We start from the raw sequence: 19,537 nt of genomic DNA on the forward strand, positions 1-19,537 counted from the left end.
CAGCCCCGAAACAAAATTCGCGAGCGCAGAATGCCGCTATCGGCGGCGCGGTGCAACAAAGTTTCAGCGCCCGCCATGGTCGTGACGAGCGCTGAACTTATTCAGAAATCTTGTGTTCGAGCCCCGGAGCGGTGCCCCGGGGCTTAGTGCATAGCCGTGGAGTTGAGCTGCTGCTGGATGCTCTTGAAGTGGTCGAGCCGTTCGATGGCACGATCGAGCTCGCCGCCTTCGTGCTCCTTCAGCCCCTCTTCCATCTCCGCAATGGTCTCGGCGAACCGCGCACGGTCGAGCTCGACCAGCGACGTCGCGACGTCGGCGAGCACGGTCAGGCCCTTTTCGGAGACTTCGGCAAGGCCGCCGAGCACGATGATCTTCTCGTGCTTGCCCCCGGTGGTGACGATGAGAATGCCGGGCCGGATCGCAGCCACGACCGGCGCATGTCCCGCCAGCACGCCGAAGTCGCCCTCGACGCCGGGGACGTCGACCTGGTCGACCTCACCCGAGAATGCGAGCTTTTCCGGAGAGACGAGATCGAAGTGGAAGGTGGCCATGGAGTAGTCCTGCGAATGGCGAGTGGCGAATGGCGAATGGCGGGTAGTGAAGGAAGGGAATGGCTCTTGACTATTCGCCATTCCCTATTCGCTATTCGCCCTCTTACGCTGCCTCGGCAGCCAGCTTCTTGCCCTTCTCGACCGCCTCTTCGATGGTGCCGACCATGTAGAAGGCGGCTTCCGGCAGGTGGTCATACTTGCCTTCGCAGAGGCCGCGGAAGCCCTTGATGGTGTCCGCGAGGTCGACGAACTTGCCGGGCGAGCCGGTGAAGATTTCGGCGACGTGGAACGGCTGCGACAGGAAGCGCTCGATCTTGCGGGCGCGGGCCACCGTCAGCTTGTCCTCTTCCGAAAGCTCGTCCATGCCGAGAATGGCGATAATGTCCTGGAGCGACTTGTAGCGCTGCAGCACCTGCTGGACCTGGCGCGCGGTGTCGTAGTGCTCCTGGCCGACGACGAGCGGCGAGAGCATGCGCGAGGTCGAGTCGAGTGGGTCCACCGCCGGATAGATGCCCTTTTCCGAGATCGCGCGCGACAGCACCGTGGTGGCGTCCAAATGCGCGAACGAGGTCGCGGGCGCCGGGTCGGTCAAGTCGTCGGCCGGAACGTAGATGGCCTGCACCGAGGTGATCGAGCCCTTCTGGGTGGTGGTGATGCGCTCCTGAAGCGCGCCCATGTCGGTGGCGAGCGTCGGCTGATAACCCACCGCCGAAGGAATACGGCCGAGCAGCGCCGACACTTCCGAGCCGGCCTGGGTGAAGCGGAAGATGTTGTCGACGAAGAACAGCACGTCCTGGCCCTGGTCGCGGAAGTGCTCGGCGACGGTCAGACCGGTCAGGCCGACGCGGGCGCGCGCGCCCGGGGGCTCGTTCATCTGGCCGAACACCAGCGCGCATTTCGACTTCACGCTCGGATCCGGATTGTGCGGATCGGCGTTGACCTTGGACTCGATGAACTCGTGATAGAGGTCGTTGCCCTCGCGGGTACGCTCGCCGACGCCGGCGAACACGGAGTAACCACCGTGCGCCTTGGCGACGTTGTTGATCAGCTCCTGAATCAGCACGGTCTTGCCGACGCCGGCGCCGCCGAACAGGCCGATCTTGCCGCCCTTCGCGTACGGAGCCAGAAGATCGACGACCTTGATGCCGGTGACGAGAATTTCAGCTTCGGTCGACTGGTCGGTGTAGCTCGGCGCTTCCTGGTGGATGGCGCGCTTGCCTTCGGACTGGATCGGGCCGGCTTCGTCGATCGGCTCGCCGATCACGTTCATGATGCGGCCGAGCGTGCCAGCGCCCACCGGAACCGCGATCGGCTGGCCGGTGTCGGTCACTTCCTGGCCGCGCACCAGACCTTCGGTCACGTCCATCGCGATCGTGCGCACAGTGGACTCACCGAGATGCTGGGCGACTTCCAGCACGAGGCGGATGTTGCCGTTCTTGGTTTCCAGCGAATTGAGAATGGCCGGCAGGTGGCCTTCGAACTGTACGTCGACGACGGCGCCCATGACCTGGGTGACGCGACCGATCTGGTTAGCTGCTGTAGCCATGAATAGCTCTCCTTCGAAATTCTGTACTTGAACGCCGTCGTTTGGTTCGTGCGTCAGATCGCCTCGGCGCCGGAGATGATCTCGATCAGCTCCTTGGTGATCTGGGCTTGACGGGTTCGGTTGTAGATCTGGGTTTGCTTGCGGATCATTTCGCCGGCGTTGCGGGTGGCGCTGTCCATCGAGCTCATCTGCGCGCCATAGAACGAGGCGTTGTTTTCCAGCAGCGCGCGGAAGATCTGCACCGCTATATTGCGCGGCAACAGGCCAGAGAGGATTTCGTCCTCCTCGGGCTCGTACTCGTATGAGGTCGCCGGACCGCTTGCCGCCTTTTCCTCGACGACCAGCGGGATGATCTGCTGCGCGGTGGGGACCTGCGCGATCACCGACTTGAACTGCGAGTAGAACAGCGTGCAGACGTCGAACTCGCCGGCCTCAAAGCGCGCGAGCACCTTCTTGGTGATGTCCTCGGCATTGACGAAGCCGAGCTGACGCACCGACCGCAGATCGATATGCTCGACGATCTGCTTCTCGAAGGTGCGGCGGAGCTGTTCGTAGCCCTTGCGACCGACGCAGAAAAACTTCACCTCTTTGCCTTGGCTCATCAGCGCATAGGCACGCTCGCGCGCCAGGCGCACGATCGCCGAGTTGAAGGCGCCGCAGAGGCCGCGCTCGCCGGTGCAGACCAGCAACAGATGGACCTGATCGTTGCCGGTGCCGGCCAGCAAGGCCGACGCACCGGGCGAACCTGCCGCGGCCGATGCAATGTTGCCGATTACCGCGCCCATCTTGTCTGCATAGGGCCGCGCCGCTTCGGCCGCGGTCTGAGCGCGGCGCAGTCTGGACGCCGCGACCATCTGCATGGCCTTGGTGATCTTTTGCGTCGCCTTGGTGGAGGCGATGCGGACGCGCATGTCTTTAAGTGACGCCATTCTTCGTTCACCCCGACGGTCAGCCTGCGACTTGACCGCTAGCCTATCTTTTCGTCATGCCCGGGCTTGTCCCGGGCATCCACGTCGTGCTTCCACGCTGCGGCGCGTGAATGGCCGGGACTTCAAGTGCTAAGACGCGCTTCGCGCTATCGCCCGGCCGTGACGGCCTTCTTAAGCAAAGGTCTTCGCAAAACCTTCGACCACCGACTTCAGCTTGGCGGCGGTGTCGTCCGAGAGGTCGCGGCTGTCGCGGATCGCGTTGAGGATCTCGGCGTTCTTGCCGCGCAGCAGCGACAAGAGGCCGTCCTCGAACGAACGCACCTTGTTGACCGGGAGCGGATCGAGATAGCCGTTGGTGCCGGCCCAGATCACGCAAACCTGCTCTTCCATCTTCAGCGGCGCGAACTGCGGTTGCTTCAGGAGCTCGGTCAGGCGCGAGCCGCGGTTGAGCAGGCGCTGGGTCGAGGCGTCGAGGTCGGAGCCGAATTGCGCGAACGCCGCCATTTCGCGGTACTGCGCGAGCTCGCCCTTGATCTTGCCGGCGACCTTCTTGGTGGCCTTGGTCTGCGCCGAGGAGCCGACGCGCGACACCGACAGACCGACGTTCACGGCGGGGCGGATGCCCTGGAAGAACAGGTCGGTTTCCAGGAAGATCTGGCCGTCGGTGATCGAGATGACGTTGGTCGGGATGTAGGCCGACACGTCGTTGGCCTGGGTTTCGATGACCGGCAGCGCCGTCAGCGAGCCCGAACCCTGATCCTTGTTGAGCTTCGCCGCGCGCTCGAGCAGGCGGGAGTGCAGATAGAACACGTCACCCGGATAGGCTTCGCGGCCCGGCGGGCGGCGCAACAGCAGCGACATCTGGCGGTAGGCGACGGCCTGCTTGGACAGATCGTCATAGATGATGACGGCGTGCATGCCGTTGTCACGGAAGTACTCGCCCATGGTGCAGCCGGTGAACGGGGCGATGTACTGCATCGGCGCCGGATCGGAAGCGGTCGCGGCGACGATGATCGAATATTCCAGCGCGCCCTGCTCTTCCAGCACCTTCACGAACTGGGCGACGGTCGAACGCTTCTGGCCGATCGCGACGTAGACGCAATACAGCTTGATGTTCTCGTCCGGCTGCGCGTTGAGCGGCTTCTGATTGAGGATGGTGTCGAGCGCGATCGCGGTCTTGCCGGTCTGGCGGTCGCCGATGATCAGCTCGCGCTGGCCGCGACCGATCGGAATCAGGGCGTCGATCGCCTTGAGGCCGGTCGCCATCGGCTCGCTCACCGACTTGCGCGGAATGATGCCGGGCGCCTTGACGTCGACGCGCATGCGCTTGTCGGCCTGGATCGGGCCCTTGCCGTCGATCGGGTTGCCGAGCGCGTCGACGACGCGGCCGAGCAGGCCCTTGCCGACCGGCGCATCCACGATGGCGCGGGTGCGCTTGACGGTCTGGCCTTCCTTGATCTCACGGTCGCCACCGAAAATAACGATACCGACGTTGTCGGTTTCGAGGTTCAGCGCCATGCCGCGGGTGCCGTTCTCGAACTCGACCATTTCGCCGGCCTGGACGTTGTCCAGACCGTAAACGCGAGCGATACCGTCGCCGACGGACAGCACCTGTCCGACCTCGGAGACTTCAGCTTCCTGGCCGAAATTCTTGATCTGGTCCTTGAGGATCGCGGAAATTTCCGCGGCGCGGATGTCCATCAGCCTGCCTCTTTCATCGCGTGCTTGATCGAATTGAGTTTGGTGCGAAGCGAACTATCGATCATGCGGCTGCCAAGCTTGACCACGAGGCCACCAATGATCGAGGGGTCGACTTTCACGTTGAGCGCGACGTCCTTGCCGGTCACCGACTTCAGGGCAACCTTGAGAGCGTCGAGATTCTTGTCCGAGAGCGCCTCCGCCACGGTGACGTCGGCGGTCGCCTCGCCCTTGTACTTGGCGACGAGGGCGCGGTAGGCGCGGATGACGTCGGCCACCGCGAACAGGCGGCGGTTGGCGGTCAGAACCTTGAGGAAATTGGCGGAGATGCCGGCGATACCGGCCTTGTCCAGCACGGCCGAGAGCGCCCTGGACTGGGCCTCGGCCGCGAACACCGGGCTGCGCACAAGGCGCTTCAGATCGGCGCTTTCGTTCAGCAGACCCTCGAACCTCTCGAGATCGGCCTTGACCTCGTCGACCACTTTCTGGTCGCGGGCCAGATCAAACAAGGCCGTTGCGTAACGGCCGGACACACCTGAAACGGACGAATTTTCTGCAGCCACAGACGCGCTCTTTTAGCTGTCAAATTCGCAAGGGAAAAACCGTCGCCACGAAGCGGCGCCTAGCGATCCAAGCCCTTGGAATTCAAGCGGGACTTCGATTTTCGGCCGACACGGGAAGTGCCGAGCGCGTTAAAATCGCGGCTTTGCTAACATAGCAGGCGCGCACGTGCAACATGACGCCAAGTTAAAGGCCCGACGTTCTCTCGCCAGTTCGTCGCACTCCGCGAAGTCCGCTCGAACACCTGCCACGTCACGGAATTGCGCAGGGTGCGACATGTCGCATCGCCGTTTCGTTCCTGCCCTCAGCGCATAGCGGCCATGAACACGACTCGCTGAGCCGTGAATTCGCCCGCGCTCGCACCACTCGCCGAATACTTACCTAATTCTAAACAATGATAGCGATGACTTCGGTCTGCAGTATTCACTAGTAATCGATTGGTTAACCAATTGTTAAAATGGAAGCTCACAGGGCATCTGGCGAATATCTGGAACGAGTAACAAGATGTTTCAGCCGCACACATAGCAGAACTACTGCCCAATTCACGCCTCATTGCGCGACGAAACGCCATCCTGCTCACAAACTGATGGGGGCTCCATTAGCCACATATGTGGCAATACTAGCGTAGGGACCACTAAATGCTGTCATTGAAGACGCTGGGGTACGTCACCCGGCCTCGTACGGCGATCGCTTTCGTCGCCGCAACTCTCCTCGTTGGTGGAACTGCCACCGAAGCTTCCGCCAAATCCAGGCATCACCGGCACCATCACCATCATGCCCAGAACGATTCCAGCTCGGATTGGCGTAGTGCCAACGCTGCCATGACGCCGTCGTCGGGCACCGGGCACTCCTTCTCCGGCATCGCCTCCTTCTACGGCAACGAGTCCGGCAGCAAGACCGCGTCGGGCCAGCGCTTCAACCAGAACGCCATGACCGCAGCGCACCGTTCGCTGCCGTTCGGCACCAAGCTGCGCGTCACCCACGGTGGCTCGAGCGTCGTCGTCACCATCAATGACCGTGGCCCGTTCATTCGCGGCCGCGTCCTCGACCTCTCCACCGGTGCTGCCCGCGCCATCGGCCTCACCGGCGCCGGCGTCGGCCGCGTCACCGCCGAGGTCGTCTCCTAAAGGCACCCGACGCGCCGCGCAGCATCCGTCCATCGGACATGAGCAGCTTGCTGCGCGCGTGAAACAAGCCCGCCGCCTTGGGGGACGGTGGGCTTTTTTGTTCTCTGTCATTCCGGGGCACGCGAAGCGTGAACTATGATGCGCAATTGCGCATCTGAGAATCCATCGGGCCGCAGAGTCTGCGGTGAAATGGATTCCGCCCGCGCCTTGCGGCGCGTTCCGGAATGACGATCGAGGGTGTGGCGGCCGTCTCTACAAAAAACTCTGCGGGTCGACGTCGACCTCGAGCTTTTGATTGCCCTTCGGCTTCGGGCTGACGGCGAGCCAGTTGCGCAAATAGTCCGAGAGGTCGAAGCCGCGCGCCGATTTCACCAGGATACGGAAGCGGTAGCGGCCCTTGATCACGGCGAGCGGCGCTTCCGCAGGCCCCAGCACCTGTACGCGCTCGTCGCGCGGCGCCAGCGCAACCAGCCTGCGGCCAAACCCTTCCGCGCTCGGACGGTCGCCCGCGGAGATGATCAGGCTCGCGAGCCGCCCGAACGGCGGATAGAGCGTGCGCTCGCGCAAATCGATCTCGCTGTCGTAGAAGGCCTCGCGGTCGCAGGCGATCAGCGCCTTCATCACGGGATGATCGGGCTGGTGCGTCTGGAGATAGCCGACGCCGCGGCCCTGCTCGCGCCCGGCACGGCCGATCACCTGGTTGAGCAATTGCCAGGTGCGTTCCGCCGCGCGCGGATCGCCATTGCTGAGGCCCAGATCCGCATCGATCACGCCGACCAGATTGAGCCGCGGGAAATTGTGACCCTTGGCCACGAGCTGCGTGCCGATGATGATGTCGACGCGGCCTTCGGCAATGTCATTCAGCTCCGAGCGCATCGCCTCGATCGAGGTGATGAGATCGCTCGACAGCACCATGGTGCGCGCCTCCGGGAACAGCGCAGCCGCCTCCTCCTGCAAGCGCTCGACCCCGGGCCCGACCGCAACCAGCGATTCCTCCGCCGCGCAATGCGGGCAGGCTTGCGGGCGCGGCATCGAGAAGCCGCAGTGATGACAGACCAGCCGCTGGCGGAAGCGATGGTCGACCAGCCAGGCGTCGCAAATGGTGCAGGCGAAGCGATGGCCGCAGGCGCGGCACAAGGTCAGCGGCGCGTAGCCGCGGCGATTGAGGAACAATAGCGCCTGCTCGCGCCGCTCGATTGCGGTCTTCATTTCGCCTGCAAGCCGGGGCGAGATGAAGCGGCCGCGCGCCGGCGGCTCGCGGCGCAGGTCGATCGCCTCGATATGCGGCAGGTGCTGACCGCCGAAGCGCGAGGGCAACGCGATGCGCTGATAGCGATTCTTGCGCGCATTGACCTCGGATTCGACCGAGGGCGTCGCAGATGCCAGCACGATCGGAATCTTGGCGATATGCGCCCGCACCACCGCCATGTCGCGGGCGTGATAATGCACGCCGTCATCCTGCTTGTAGGCCTGGTCGTGCTCCTCGTCGACGACGATGAGCCCGAGATTGGCGTAGGGCAAAAACAGCGCCGAGCGCGCGCCGACCACGACCGGCGCGCTGCCGTCCGAGATCGCGGCCCAGTTGCGCGCGCGTGTGCGCGGCGTCAGCTCCGAATGCCACTCCAGCGGCCGCACGCCAAAGCGCTGCGCGAAGCGGTCGAGGAACTGGCCGGTCAGCGCGATCTCCGGCATCAGGATCAGCGATTGCTTGCCGCGGCGGATGGCCTCGGCGATAGCCTCGAAATAGACCTCGGTCTTGCCCGAGCCGGTGACGCCGTCGAGCAGCGCGACGTGAAACGTGCCGTTGGCGGCGAGCGCGCGCATCGTATCGACCGCGGCACGCTGGAGCGGCGTGAAATCCGGCCGCCCAAAGTCCGGATCCGGGGCCGGCGGCGGTGGAGGCGGCGGCAACGGCTCGACCGTGAGCGTGCCTTCATCGACGAGGCCGTCGATCACGCCGGTCGAAACGCCGGCTTCCTTGGCGGCCTCGGATTTGCCGTGCAGCAGCCGATCCGACAGCAGCTCGATCACGCGCTGCCGTGCGGGCGTCAGCCGCTTTGGCGGATCGCCGACCAGGCGGACGCCGGCGCGCACCCGCTCGGGGCCGAGGTTTTCGCCCATCCTCAGGCACATGCGCAGCACCATGCCGCGCGGGCTCAGCGTGTAATTGGCGACCCAGTCGACCACCGAGCGCAGTTCGCCCTTCAGGGGCGGAAGATCGAGCTTCTCGCTGACATCCTTCAACCGGTTGTGCAGGCGTGGATCCGGACTGGTATTTTCCGCCCAGACCACCGCGAGCACCTCGCGCGGGCCAAGCGGCACGCCGATGAGATCGCCCGCCTTCAGCTCCATGCCGCGCGGCACGCGATAGGAATAGGTCTGGTCGAGCGCGACCGGCACCAGCACGTCGACCATACGGGTCGCGTTGGCGGAGGCGGTGCTGCTGCGCGGCGAATGATCCATCAATGGTCTTTGGACGAGGGAATCGGAACCCGGGGGCCTCAAGGCTAGCGTCGCGAGGCAGCCTTAGCGAACGATAAACGAGTGTGATGCGATATACTGAGTGGAATCACCACGTCCAGAGCTCATGAGCAAAGCGGCCGCCCCACCAATCGAGCTCGCCAGCGCCGATCCGTCGATCGCGCAGGAGATGGCGCGCTGGCTGTCACATCTCGGCGCCGAACGGCGGCTGTCCCCGAAGACGCTGGAGGCCTATGCCCGCGACTTGCGGCAATGCCTGAATTTCCTCTGCGCCCATTGGGGCGAGCGCGTGACGCTGGCACGCTTCGCCGCGCTTGAGGCCACCGACATCCGCGCCTTCATGGCGATGCGCCGCGCCGACGAGGTGTCCGGCCGCTCGCTGATGCGTGCGCTCGCGGGCCTGCGCTCCTTCGGCCGCTTCCTCGAGCGCGAAGGCAAGGGCAAGGTCGGCGCCCTGTCGGCAATCCGCGCGCCGAAGGTCTCAAAGAGCCTGCCAAAACCTCTTCCGATGGCATCCGCAAAGCGTCTTGCGGACGCCGACGAGCGCGCCGGCGAGGAGCGCGAGACCTGGATCCTGGCCCGCGATGCCGCCGTGATGGCGCTCTTGTACGGCTCAGGCCTGCGCATCTCCGAAGCGCTGGGCCTGAAGCGCCGCGAGGTGCCGAGGCCCGGCGAAGGCGACGTGCTCGTCGTCACCGGCAAGGGCAACAAGACCCGCATGGTGCCGGTGCTGCAAAACGTGCTTGGGCTCGTCCAGGAGTACGTTGCGATCTGCCCGTATCCGCTGCCTCCCGAGGGCCCAATTTTCCTTGGTGCGCGCGGTGGCCCGTTGAGCCCGCGCATTATCCAGCTCGCGATGGAGCGGCTGCGCGGCGCGCTCGGCCTGCCCGATAGCGCCACGCCGCACGCGCTCCGGCATTCCTTCGCCACGCATCTGTTGTCGCGTGGCGGTGACCTGCGCGCAATCCAGGAATTGCTCGGCCATTCCTCGCTCTCGACCACGCAGATCTACACCGGCATCGATTCCGAGCGGCTGCTGGAAGTCTATGCGAGCGCGCATCCGCGGCGGTGACACACTGACGTCATAACTTCCTTGCCTCTTGCGCGGCGCCCGCGGTTCGGTCAATCGTGGGGAACCGAGGCAGGAGGGACATCATGAGCGCACATGAAAGCATGGAGCACGCCGAACACGCCGAGCACGCGTCCGGCTCGAACAAGAAGATCGCCCTTCTGATCGCCGTGCTGGCGCTGTTCCTGGCGATCTCCGAGACGCTCGGCAAGGGCGCCCAGACCGAATCGATCAGCAAGAATGTCGAGGCCGCCAACCTCTGGGCGTTCTTCCAGGCCAAGAGCGTCCGCCGCACCGTGGTGGTAACCGCGGCCGAGCAGGGCAAGCTGACGCTGGGCTCCGCAACCGACGACGCCACCAAGGCCGCGGTGCAGAAGCAGATCGAGGACTGGCAGAAGACCGCGGCGCGCTACCGCTCCGAGCCGGAGACCGGCGAAGGCACCGAGCAGCTCGCCGAGAAAGCCAAGCACGCCGAGCATGAGCGCGACGAGGCGACCGCGAAGTATCATCACTTCGAGCTTGCGTCGGCCGCCTTCCAGATCGGCATCGTGCTGGCGTCAGCCACCATCATCACCGGCATATTCGCGCTCGCCTATGTCGGCGGCATCCTGACGCTCGCCGGCATCGTCATGACCGCGCTCGGCCTGTGGTGGCCGCATCTGGTGCATTTGCACTAAACGGTGTCGCGTAACGACGGCAAAGCAAATCGGCCGCCACACATTCCGCTGTCATGCCCCGGCTTTGACCGGGGCATCCAGTACGCCGCGGCTTCTCCGTATCCCACCGCTATCTCTGGATTGCCCGGTCAAGCCGGGCAATGACACCGAGTATGCGGCGAACCGCTAGCGCGCTTCGTGCACGCTCTTGCGGAAGCGCTGGATCAGGCGGAGTGTACGCGAGGACCAGCCTTCACCATTGCCGGTGATGAGCTCCCTGATGCGCTGCTTGATCGGATTGACGAGCTCGGCGGCCTTGGCGCGCAGCTTCAGCACCAGAGCATAGAGCCGCTCGAACCAGACCATCTCCATGAGCTTGTCGCGCGTCACGTCGAAGACGAAGGCGGTGACGCCGACGCCAAGCAGCTTCGCGAACAGGATCGTGAAGACCGCGCTGGTCCAGTATTCATGCGTGAGCAGCCACAGGCCGACCAGCTTGAGCGGAAACAGCGGGATGATGGGGACCGCGAACACGATGAGCGTCATGGCTGGCGACAGCGCATCGACGCGCTCGGACAGCCATTGCTTGAACCGAGCGAGCGGGATGATTGCGACAACCCGCGCGACGATTGGTTCCAGATGGTCCCACAGCCACGCTTCGATCAGGAAGATGATCGCCAGCAGAACCCAGACCGGTTGAAGAAGGCGGCGCAGCATGTGTTGTCCCGCCCGATTCGGCTCGGGGCGTGCCCTACATATGGATGGCCCGCTTGCCGACTGCAAGCGCAGCCTCCTTGATGGCCTCGGAGCGGGTCGGATGCGCGTGGCAGGTGCGCGCGAGATCTTCCGCACTGCCGCCAAACTCCATGAGAACGGCTGCTTCATGGATCATTTCGCCGGCTTCGCGGCCGATAATGTGCACGCCGAGCACGCGATCGGTCTTCGCATCTGCGAGAATCTTCACAAAGCCGTCCGTGGTCTGGTTGACCTTGGAACGGCCATTGGCGGTAAATGGAAACTTCCCGACGGTATAAGCCACACCAGCCTGCTTCAGTTCCTCCTCGGTCTTGCCGACGCAGGACACTTCGGGCGTGGTATACACGACGCCTGGGATAACGTCGTAGTTCACGTGACCGGCCTGACCGGCGATGATCTCGGCAACAGCCACGCCTTCATCCTCGGCCTTGTGCGCGAGCATGGGGCCCGCGACGACGTCGCCGATGGCATAGACGCCCTTCACGCTGGTGGCGAAATGCGGATCGATCTGGACGCGGCCCCGATTGTCCAGCGCAACGCCGGCTTCCTTCAGGCCCAGCCCATCCGTGTACGGCACGCGGCCGATGCAGACGAGAACGACATCGGCTTCCAGCGTCTCTGCGGCGACGCCGGCAGCGGGCTCGATCGTCGCCTTCAGCGTCTTGCCCGACGTGTCGACGCCCGTGACCTTGGCGCCGAGCTTGAACGCAAATCCCTGCTTCTCCAGGATGCGCTGGAATTGTTTTGCGATCTCGCCGTCCATGCCGGGCATGATGCGGTCCAAAAATTCCACGACGACGACTTCGGCACCGAGACGTTGCCAGACCGAGCCGAGCTCGAGCCCGATCACGCCGGCGCCGACGATCAGCAGCTTGCCGGGGACCCTGTCCAGCGACAGCGCGCCGGTCGACGACACGATGCGTTTCTCGTCGATCTCGATGCCCTTGAGGCGCGCGATGTCGGAACCGGTGGCGATGACGATGCTCTTGGTCTCGATCGTCAGCGACTTGCCGTCAACGGACACCTCGACCTTGCCGGTGCCGAGAATCTTTCCGGCGCCCTTCAGCACGTCGATCTTGTTCTTCTTCATCAGGAACTCGACGCCCTTGACGTTGCCGTCGATGCCCTGCTGCTTGAAGTTCATCATCGAAGGCAGATCGAGCTTCGGCGCGGAGACACTGACGCCCATCTTGGCGAAAGAGTGCCCGGCCTCCTCGAACATTTCCGAGGCGTGCAGTAGCGCCTTGGAGGGCATGCAGCCGACATTCAGGCAGGTGCCGCCGAGGGTGGCGTTCTTTTCCACCACCGCGACTTTCATGCCGAGCTGGCTTGCGCGCACCGCGCAGACATAACCGCCCGGTCCGGTGCCGATGACGACGAGATCGTAGGTAGCCATGAGAGGAAGTCCCGTAAGTTTGGCGTGAAAGGATGTGTCAGCGTCCGCCGGACACATCGAGAATGGCTGAGGTGACGTAGGAGGCATCGTCCGACATCAGCCAGACGATGGCGTTGGCGATTTCCTCCGCGGTGCCGACGCGCTTCATCGGCACCATATGCGCCAGACGGTGGGCGCGGTCGGGCTCGCCGCCGGCGGCGTGGATTTCGGTGTCGATCAGGCCGGGGCGAATGCCGGCGACGCGGATGCCTTCGGCGGCAACCTCATAGCCAAGGCCGATGGTGAAGGAATCGATCGCGCCCTTGGACGCCGCATAGTCGACATAGGTGTTCGGCGCACCGAGCTTGGCAGCCACCGATGACAGATTGACGATGACGCCGCCCTGGCCGCCGTGTTTCGTAGACATCCGCTTCACAGCTTCGCGCGCGCATAGAATGCTGCCGGTGACGTTGACGGCCATCACGCGCTGGATGCGCTCGGCTGACATCTCGTCGACACGCACGCCGCTCGTCCCGACAATACCGCCATTGTTGACGAGCGCGCCGAGCGTGCCGAACTGATCGGCAGCCTCGAACAGCATCAGGATATCGCTTTCCTCGGCGACATCGCACTTCACCGCAATGGCCTTGCCGTTGCTGGCCTCGATCTGGGCGACGACCTCGTCCGCGGCCACCTTGTTGCTGGCATAGCCGACAACGATACGGAAGCCGCGCGCCGCGGCGGCGATCGCGGTCGCTCGCCCGATGCCGCGGCTGCCGCCGGTGATGATCGCAACCCTATCCGTCACGCGCGCCTCCATGGTTCGACACGCGCCGTCGCGTCGTGGCGACGGCGCTCGCAGAGCATCAGCGATCAGAGATCGAGCACCAGCCGCGCCGGATCTTCCAGGCTCTCCTTGACGCGCACCAGGAAGGTCACGGCTTCCTTGCCGTCGATCACGCGGTGATCATAGGACAGCGCCAGATACATCATCGGGCGCACTTCGATCTTGCCGCCGATCACCATCGGCCGCTCCTGGATCTTGTGCATGCCCAGAATGCCGGACTGCGGCGCATTCAGGATCGGCGTCGACATCAGCGAGCCGTAGATGCCGCCATTGGTGATGGTGAAGGTGCCGCCCTGCATCTCGTCGATCTTGAGCTGGCCGTCGCGGGCGCGGCGCCCGAAATCGGCGATGCCCTTCTCGATGTCGGCGATCGACTTGTTATCACAGTCGCGCACGACCGGCACGACCAGGCCCTTGTCGGTGCCGACGGCGACGCCGATGTGATAGTAGTCCTTGTAGATCAGGTCGGTGCCGTCGATCTCGGCGTTGACGGCCGGGATATCCTTCAGCCCCTGCACGACGGCCTTGGTGAAGAAGCCCATGAAGCCGAGCTTCGAGCCGTGCTTCTTCTCGAATGCGTCCTTGTAGTGCGCGCGCAACGCCATGACGTTGGTCATGTCGACCTCGTTGAAGGTCGTCAGCATCGCCGCGGTGTTCTGCACGTCCTTGAGGCGGCGCGCGATGGTCTGGCGCAGCCGGGTCATCTTGACGCGCTCTTCGCGGGCGGCGGCGTCGGCGGGCGACGGTGCGCGCACCTGCACGGCGGCGGCCGGCTGATTGACCGGGGTCGGCGCGGAAGCCGCACGCTCGATCGCGGCGAGCATGTCGCCCTTGGTGACGCGGCCGTCCTTGCCGGAGCCGGGAACGGTCGAGGCGTCAATGCCGGTCTCGGCGGAGAGTTTTCGCACGGACGGCGCCAGCGGCGCATCGGCCGGCGGCGCCTTCGCGGCCGGAGCCGGAGCGGCAGCAGCGGCGACGGGCGCAGCGGCAGCGGCGGGCTTGGCGGGAGCAGCGGCCGGCTTGGCGGCGCCGGCGGCGCCTTCGGTGATCTGGCCGAGCAGCGCACCGACCGCAACGGTCGCGCCGTCGGCGGCAACGATCTCGCTCAGCGTGCCGGCGGACGGCGCCGGGACTTCGATGGTGACCTTGTCGGTCTCGAGCTCCACCAAGGGCTCGTCGACGGCGACGGGATCGCCGGCCTTCTTGAACCAGCGGCCGATGGTGGCCTCGGTGACGGATTCGCCGAGGGTCGGCACACGAATTTCAGTCATGGTCTTTTCCTTAAGGGATCGCCAATGCGGTCGTGAATTTTCAGGTGTCACAGGCCGTGCGAAAAGCAGGCCATCCAGCAAGCCGGGACGTTCGCATTCAGAACGGACGTCGCGACGCACTGGATGCCCCGCTCGCGCGGGGCATGACGCAGTTCGAAAAAGTTCAGCTCAATGCTTCGTCCAGGAACGCCTTCAGCTGCGCCTGATGCTTGGACATCAGACCAGTGGCGGTCGCGGCGGAGGCGGCGCGGCCGACATAACGCGGACGCCGGCTCACGCCGTGCACCTGGTTCAGCACCCATTCCAGATAGGGCTCGATGAAGTGCCACGCACCCATGTTGCGCGGCTCTTCCTGGCACCAGATCACCTCGGCCTTCTTGAAGCGCAACAGCTCGGCAACCAGCGCCTTCAGCGGCACCGGATAGAGCTGCTCGACGCGCAACAGGTAGATGTCGTCGATGCCGCGCTTCTCGCGCTCCTCGTAGAGATCGTAATAGACCTTGCCCGAGCAGAGCACGATGCGGCGGATTTTTTCGTCCGGAACGAGCTTGACGGCCTCGTTCGGCAGCATCTGGGCGTCATCATAGAGGATGCGGTGGAAGGTCGTATCCTTCGCGAGCTCCTCCAGGCGCGACACCGCCCGCTTGTGACGCAGCAGCGACTTCGGCGTCATCACGATCAGCGGCTTGCGGATCTCGCGATGGAGCTGGCGCCGCAGCACGTGGAAGTAATTTGCCGGCGTGGTCGGGTAGACCACCTGCATGTTGTCTTCGGCGGACATCTGCAAGTAACGCTCGAGACGCGCCGAGGAGTGCTCCGGGCCCTGGCCCTCATAGCCGTGCGGCAAGAGGCAGACGAGGCCGGACATGCGCAGCCATTTGCGCTCGCCCGAGGAGATGAACTGGTCGAACACGACCTGGGCGCCGTTGGCGAAGTCGCCGAACTGCGCTTCCCACAGCGTCAGCGTGTTCGGCTCAGCGAGTGAATAGCCGTATTCGAAGCCGAGCACGGCTTCTTCCGAGAGCAGCGAGTTGATGACCTCGTAATGGCCCTGCTCGTGGCCGAGATGGTTGTACGGCGTGTAACGGCTCTCGTCCTCCTGGTCGATCAGGACCGAGTGGCGCTGCGAGAAGGTGCCGCGCTCGGAATCCTGGCCCGACAGGCGGACATGATGGTTCTCGTTGAGCAGTGTGCAGAACGCCAGTGCCTCGCCGGTCGCCCAGTCGATGCCGACGCCGGTGTCGATCGCCTTGGAGCGGTTGTCGAGGAAGCGCTGGATGGTACGGTGAACGCGAAAACCGTCCGGCACCTTGGTGATCTTGCGGCCGATTTCCTTCAGCTCGGCGGTGTCGACGCCGGTGACGCCGCGCCGTGCATCTTCTTCCTGATCGGCGATCTTGAAACCGGCCCATTTGCCGTCGAGCCAGTCGGCTTTGTTCGGCTTGTAGGAGGTGCCGGCCTCGAACTCGGCATCGAGCCGCGCGCGCCAGTCGGCCTTGGCCTTGTCGACCTCGCCCTCGGTCATCACGCCTTCGCTCACGAGGCGGCGGGCGTAAAGCTCCAGCGTCGTGGGATGAGCCGCGATCTTCTTGTACATCACCGGCTGGGTGAACGCGGGCTCGTCGCCCTCGTTATGGCCATGCCGGCGATAGCAGAACATGTCGATGACGACAGGCTTGTGGAACTTCTGCCGGAACTCGGTCGCGACCTTGGCCGCGAACACGACGGCTTCCGGATCGTCGCCGTTCACGTGGAAGATCGGCGCGTCGATCATCTTCGCCACGTCGGACGGGTAAGGCGAAGAGCGGGAGTAGCGCGGATAGGTGGTGAACCCGATCTGGTTGTTGACGATGAAGTGCACGGAGCCGCCGGTCCGATAGCCCTTCAGGTCCGACAGGCCGAAGCATTCCGCGACGACGCCCTGGCCGGCGAACGCCGCGTCGCCATGCATCAGCAGCGGCATCACCGAAATGCGCTGGTCCGGCGGATCGCCGTGCTGGTCCTGCTTGGCGCGGACCTTGCCGAGCACCACGGGATCGACGATCTCGAGATGCGAGGGGTTCGCGGTCAGCGACAGATGGATGCGGTTGCCGTCGAACTCGCGGTCCGAGGACGCGCCGAGGTGATACTTGACGTCACCCGAACCTTCCACCGCGTCCGGGTTGGCCGAGCCGCCCTTGAACTCGTGGAACAGCGCGCGATGCGCCTTGCCCATCACCTGCGTCAGCACGTTGAGGCGGCCGCGATGCGGCATGCCGACCACGACTTCCTTCACGCCGAGATTGCCGCCACGCTTGATGATCTGCTCGAGCGCCGGGATCAGCGACTCGGCGCCGTCGAGACCGAAACGCTTGGTGCCGGTGAACTTGGTGTCGCAGAATTTCTCGAAGCCTTCGGCTTCGACCAGCTTCGTCAGGATCGCGCGGCGACCTTCGCGGGTGAACGAGATCTCCTTGTCCGGTCCTTCGATGCGCTCCTGGATCCAGGCCTTCTGCGCAGCGTTGCTGATGTGCATGAACTCGACGCCGAGCGTCTGGCAGTAGGTGCGCTCGCAGATCGCGGTGATCTCGCGCAGCGTCGCATATTCGAGGCCGAGCACGTGATCGAGGAAGATCTTGCGGTCGAAATCGGCTTCGCTGAAGCCGTAGGTGCGGGGGTCAAGCTCTTCGCGATTGCGCGGGGCCTCGATGCCGAGCGGGTCGAGCTTGGCGTGGAAGTGGCCGCGCATGCGGTAGGAGCGGATCAGCATCAGCGCGCGGACGGAATCGCGCGTGGCCTGGAGCACTTCGGCGGAAGAAATGCCGACGCCCTTGTCGCCCCCCTTGGCCTGTGCCTTGGCGGCGATCTTGCTGCCGACCGCCTTCTCGACTTCCGCCCAATTGCCGTCGAGGGCGGAGGTGAGGTCGTCCTGCGGCGTCAGCGGCCAGTTGGCGCGCCCCCAGGACGGGCCCTGGGCGTTCCGGCGGACGTCGTCCGGCTGGTCCTTCAGGCTCTTGAAGAACTCCTGCCACTCGGCGTCGACCGAGGACGGATCCTTCTCGTAGCGGGCGTAGATTTCGTCGATGTAGGTGGCGTTGGTGCCCTGCAAAAAGGAGGAGAGGGCAAAGGCTGCGTTCGCGTCTTGGCGAGACATACTTGAGTTCCTGGCGATTTCGGTTCGCGCATAACAAACGGCGCTCGCGCTGAGCTCCCCGGCAGAGGCTCAGCGCGACAGGCACCATTTATCCTATTTGCTGCGAAACTTCGCCCGGAAAAGCACGAAGGAGTGAATTAGTCCTTCAATTTTTCGGCAAGCGTATGCCCGAGGCGGGCGGGAGACGGCGACACTGTAATCCCTGCCGATTTCATCGCGTCGGTCTTGGAACCGGCGTCGCCCTTGCCGCCCGAGATGATCGCGCCGGCATGGCCCATACGACGGCCGGGAGGTGCGGTAACGCCGGCGATGAAGCCGACCATCGGCTTCTTGCGGCCGCGCTTGGCCTCGTCCTTGAGGAACTGGGCGGCGTCCTCCTCGGCGGAACCGCCGATCTCGCCGATCATGATGATCGACTCGGTCTTGGGGTCGGCGAGCAGCATTTCCAGCACGTCGATGAACTCGGTTCCCTTGACCGGGTCGCCGCCGATGCCGACCGCGGTGGTCTGGCCGAGGCCTTCCTGCGAGGTCTGGAACACGGCTTCATAGGTCAGGGTGCCGGAGCGGGAGACGATGCCGACGCTGCCGGTCTTGAAGATGTTGGCCGGCATGATGCCGATCTTGCACTCGCCGGCGGTCATGACGCCCGGGCAGTTCGGCCCGATCAGACGCGACTTGGAGCCGGCCAGCGAACGCTTCACCCGCACCATGTCGATGACCGGAATGCCCTCGGTGATGCAGACGATCAGCGGCATCTCGGCGTCGATGGCCTCGCAGATCGCATCGGCCGCGCCCGGCGGCGGCACGTAGATTACCGACGCATCGGCGCCGGTCTTCTCACGCGCCTCGCGCACAGTGTCGAACACCGGCAGTCCCAGATGCGTCGAGCCGCCTTTGCCCGGCGAGGTGCCGCCGACCATCTTGGTGCCGTAGGCAACCGCGGCCTCCGAGTGGAAGGTGCCGTTCTTGCCGGTAAAGCCCTGGCAGATGACCTTGGTGTTCTTGTCGATCAGGATGGACATGAGGTCTGCTTTCGCGAAACTAACAGTGTGAGGTCAGTGGATGCGACGATAGACGCCGGTGAGCACGTCGGCCCAGCCTTCTGCGTCCGGCGAGAACTGGATCTTCAACGAATAGGCATTATCGTCGATGATCTCGTAGATGTGGCGCGCATTGCCGCGCAGCGAGCCGCGCACCAGCGTCAAGGTCTTGCCGACCCAGCCGCCGGAAGCGGGCGAGGGCGGCGTGTAGCCGAGCGAGTCGTACCAGAACAATTTGTAGGTCCGGTCGTCGCGGTCGTAGGTGAAGATGCCGTGGGTGGCGAAGGCCTGCTTGCCGTCGCGCATCTGGACCGAGTCCTGGACCAGGTAGAAGCCGTTGAGATCCATGCGTGCCACGGTGCGCGAGGTGGCCGGTCCGCCGGCGATCCAGCGCGACGGAAAGACCACCTCTTCGCCATTCCATTCGCCGGCGAACGCCGCAAGGCGTGCATGCTCCGGCAGCGGGGACGATGCAGCGAGATGGTCTTGGGTCATGG

At 64.5% G+C, this 19,537-nt stretch carries 16 protein-coding genes; 3 read left to right on the top strand and 13 right to left on the bottom strand.

The annotated features are described in order from the left end of the window. Positions 1 to 143 precede the first annotated feature (143 nt). The 5 genes from IVB18_RS48935 to IVB18_RS48955 form a co-directional block, all read right to left on the bottom strand. Entirely contained in the window at positions 144 to 551 is a 408-nt protein-coding gene (locus IVB18_RS48935; protein ID WP_247987169.1) for a F0F1 ATP synthase subunit epsilon, read from the bottom strand. 103 nt (positions 552 to 654) lie between these two features. Then, positions 655 to 2,097: a F0F1 ATP synthase subunit beta gene (gene atpD / locus IVB18_RS48940; RefSeq protein ID WP_247987170.1), complete on the bottom strand. Its 1,443-nt coding sequence runs from the start codon at positions 2,095 to 2,097 to the stop codon at positions 655 to 657. A 53-nt stretch (positions 2,098 to 2,150) separates the two neighbouring features. Then, complete coding sequence (locus IVB18_RS48945; protein WP_247987171.1) at positions 2,151 to 3,026, bottom strand: F0F1 ATP synthase subunit gamma; 876 nt, start codon at positions 3,024 to 3,026, stop codon at positions 2,151 to 2,153. A gap of 171 nt (positions 3,027 to 3,197) precedes the next feature. Next, positions 3,198 to 4,727, bottom strand: coding sequence for a F0F1 ATP synthase subunit alpha (gene atpA / locus IVB18_RS48950; protein WP_247987172.1), 1,530 nt, complete (start codon positions 4,725 to 4,727; stop codon positions 3,198 to 3,200). Continuing rightward, on the bottom strand, positions 4,727 to 5,287 hold the full coding sequence (locus tag IVB18_RS48955) for a F0F1 ATP synthase subunit delta (RefSeq protein ID WP_247987173.1): 561 nt from the start codon (positions 5,285 to 5,287) through the stop codon (positions 4,727 to 4,729). Before IVB18_RS48955 ends, atpA begins: the two co-directional genes overlap by 1 nt. 636 nt (positions 5,288 to 5,923) lie before the next feature. On the opposite strand from IVB18_RS48955, the gene IVB18_RS48960 reads away from it, so the two are divergent. Further along, positions 5,924 to 6,412, top strand: coding sequence for a septal ring lytic transglycosylase RlpA family protein (locus tag IVB18_RS48960; RefSeq protein ID WP_247987174.1), 489 nt, complete (start codon positions 5,924 to 5,926; stop codon positions 6,410 to 6,412). A 252-nt stretch (positions 6,413 to 6,664) separates the two neighbouring features. Here IVB18_RS48960 and IVB18_RS48965 read toward each other — a convergent pair whose 3' ends face one another. Further along, positions 6,665 to 8,875, bottom strand: a complete 2,211-nt coding sequence (locus tag IVB18_RS48965) for a primosomal protein N' (protein ID WP_247987175.1) — start codon at positions 8,873 to 8,875, stop codon at positions 6,665 to 6,667. A 124-nt stretch (positions 8,876 to 8,999) separates the two neighbouring features. Here IVB18_RS48965 and IVB18_RS48970 point away from each other — a divergent pair, with 124 nt between their 5' ends. Together IVB18_RS48970 and IVB18_RS48975 are read left to right on the top strand one after the other, a co-directional pair. Then, positions 9,000 to 9,965, top strand: coding sequence for a tyrosine recombinase XerC (locus IVB18_RS48970; RefSeq protein ID WP_247987176.1), 966 nt, complete (start codon positions 9,000 to 9,002; stop codon positions 9,963 to 9,965). A gap of 83 nt (positions 9,966 to 10,048) precedes the next feature. Beyond that, positions 10,049 to 10,639, top strand: a complete 591-nt coding sequence (locus IVB18_RS48975) for a DUF4337 domain-containing protein (RefSeq protein WP_247987177.1) — start codon at positions 10,049 to 10,051, stop codon at positions 10,637 to 10,639. 165 nt (positions 10,640 to 10,804) lie between these two features. On the opposite strand, the gene IVB18_RS48980 is transcribed toward IVB18_RS48975, so the two are convergent. The 7 genes from IVB18_RS48980 to IVB18_RS49010 all read right to left on the bottom strand — a co-directional run bounded on the left by IVB18_RS48980 (position 10,805) and on the right by IVB18_RS49010 (position 19,535). Beyond that, positions 10,805 to 11,335, bottom strand: coding sequence for a hypothetical protein (locus tag IVB18_RS48980; RefSeq protein WP_247987178.1), 531 nt, complete (start codon positions 11,333 to 11,335; stop codon positions 10,805 to 10,807). A gap of 34 nt (positions 11,336 to 11,369) precedes the next feature. Beyond that, positions 11,370 to 12,770 carry a dihydrolipoyl dehydrogenase gene (lpdA, locus tag IVB18_RS48985; RefSeq protein WP_247987179.1) on the bottom strand — a complete coding sequence of 467 codons (1,401 nt, stop codon included), beginning with the start codon at positions 12,768 to 12,770 and terminating at the stop codon, positions 11,370 to 11,372. 37 nt (positions 12,771 to 12,807) lie between these two features. Next, positions 12,808 to 13,557, bottom strand: coding sequence for an SDR family oxidoreductase (locus IVB18_RS48990; RefSeq protein ID WP_247987180.1), 750 nt, complete (start codon positions 13,555 to 13,557; stop codon positions 12,808 to 12,810). A gap of 65 nt (positions 13,558 to 13,622) precedes the next feature. Beyond that, positions 13,623 to 14,867 (bottom strand): 2-oxoglutarate dehydrogenase complex dihydrolipoyllysine-residue succinyltransferase, encoded by a 1,245-nt coding sequence (gene odhB / locus IVB18_RS48995; RefSeq protein ID WP_247987181.1) that lies wholly within the window; start codon positions 14,865 to 14,867, stop codon positions 13,623 to 13,625. Between the two features lie 163 nt (positions 14,868 to 15,030). Further along, positions 15,031 to 18,000 (bottom strand): 2-oxoglutarate dehydrogenase E1 component, encoded by a 2,970-nt coding sequence (locus IVB18_RS49000; RefSeq protein WP_247987182.1) that lies wholly within the window; start codon positions 17,998 to 18,000, stop codon positions 15,031 to 15,033. A 137-nt stretch (positions 18,001 to 18,137) separates the two neighbouring features. Further along, positions 18,138 to 19,022, bottom strand: coding sequence for a succinate--CoA ligase subunit alpha (gene sucD, locus IVB18_RS49005; protein WP_247987183.1), 885 nt, complete (start codon positions 19,020 to 19,022; stop codon positions 18,138 to 18,140). 33 nt (positions 19,023 to 19,055) lie between these two features. Then, a complete protein-coding gene (locus IVB18_RS49010) occupies positions 19,056 to 19,535 on the bottom strand; it encodes a DUF1579 family protein (protein ID WP_247987184.1) in 480 nt (159 codons plus the stop codon). Positions 19,536 to 19,537 lie beyond the last annotated feature (2 nt).

Source organism: Bradyrhizobium sp. 186, assembly GCF_023101685.1.
GTDB lineage: Bacteria > Pseudomonadota > Alphaproteobacteria > Rhizobiales > Xanthobacteraceae > Bradyrhizobium.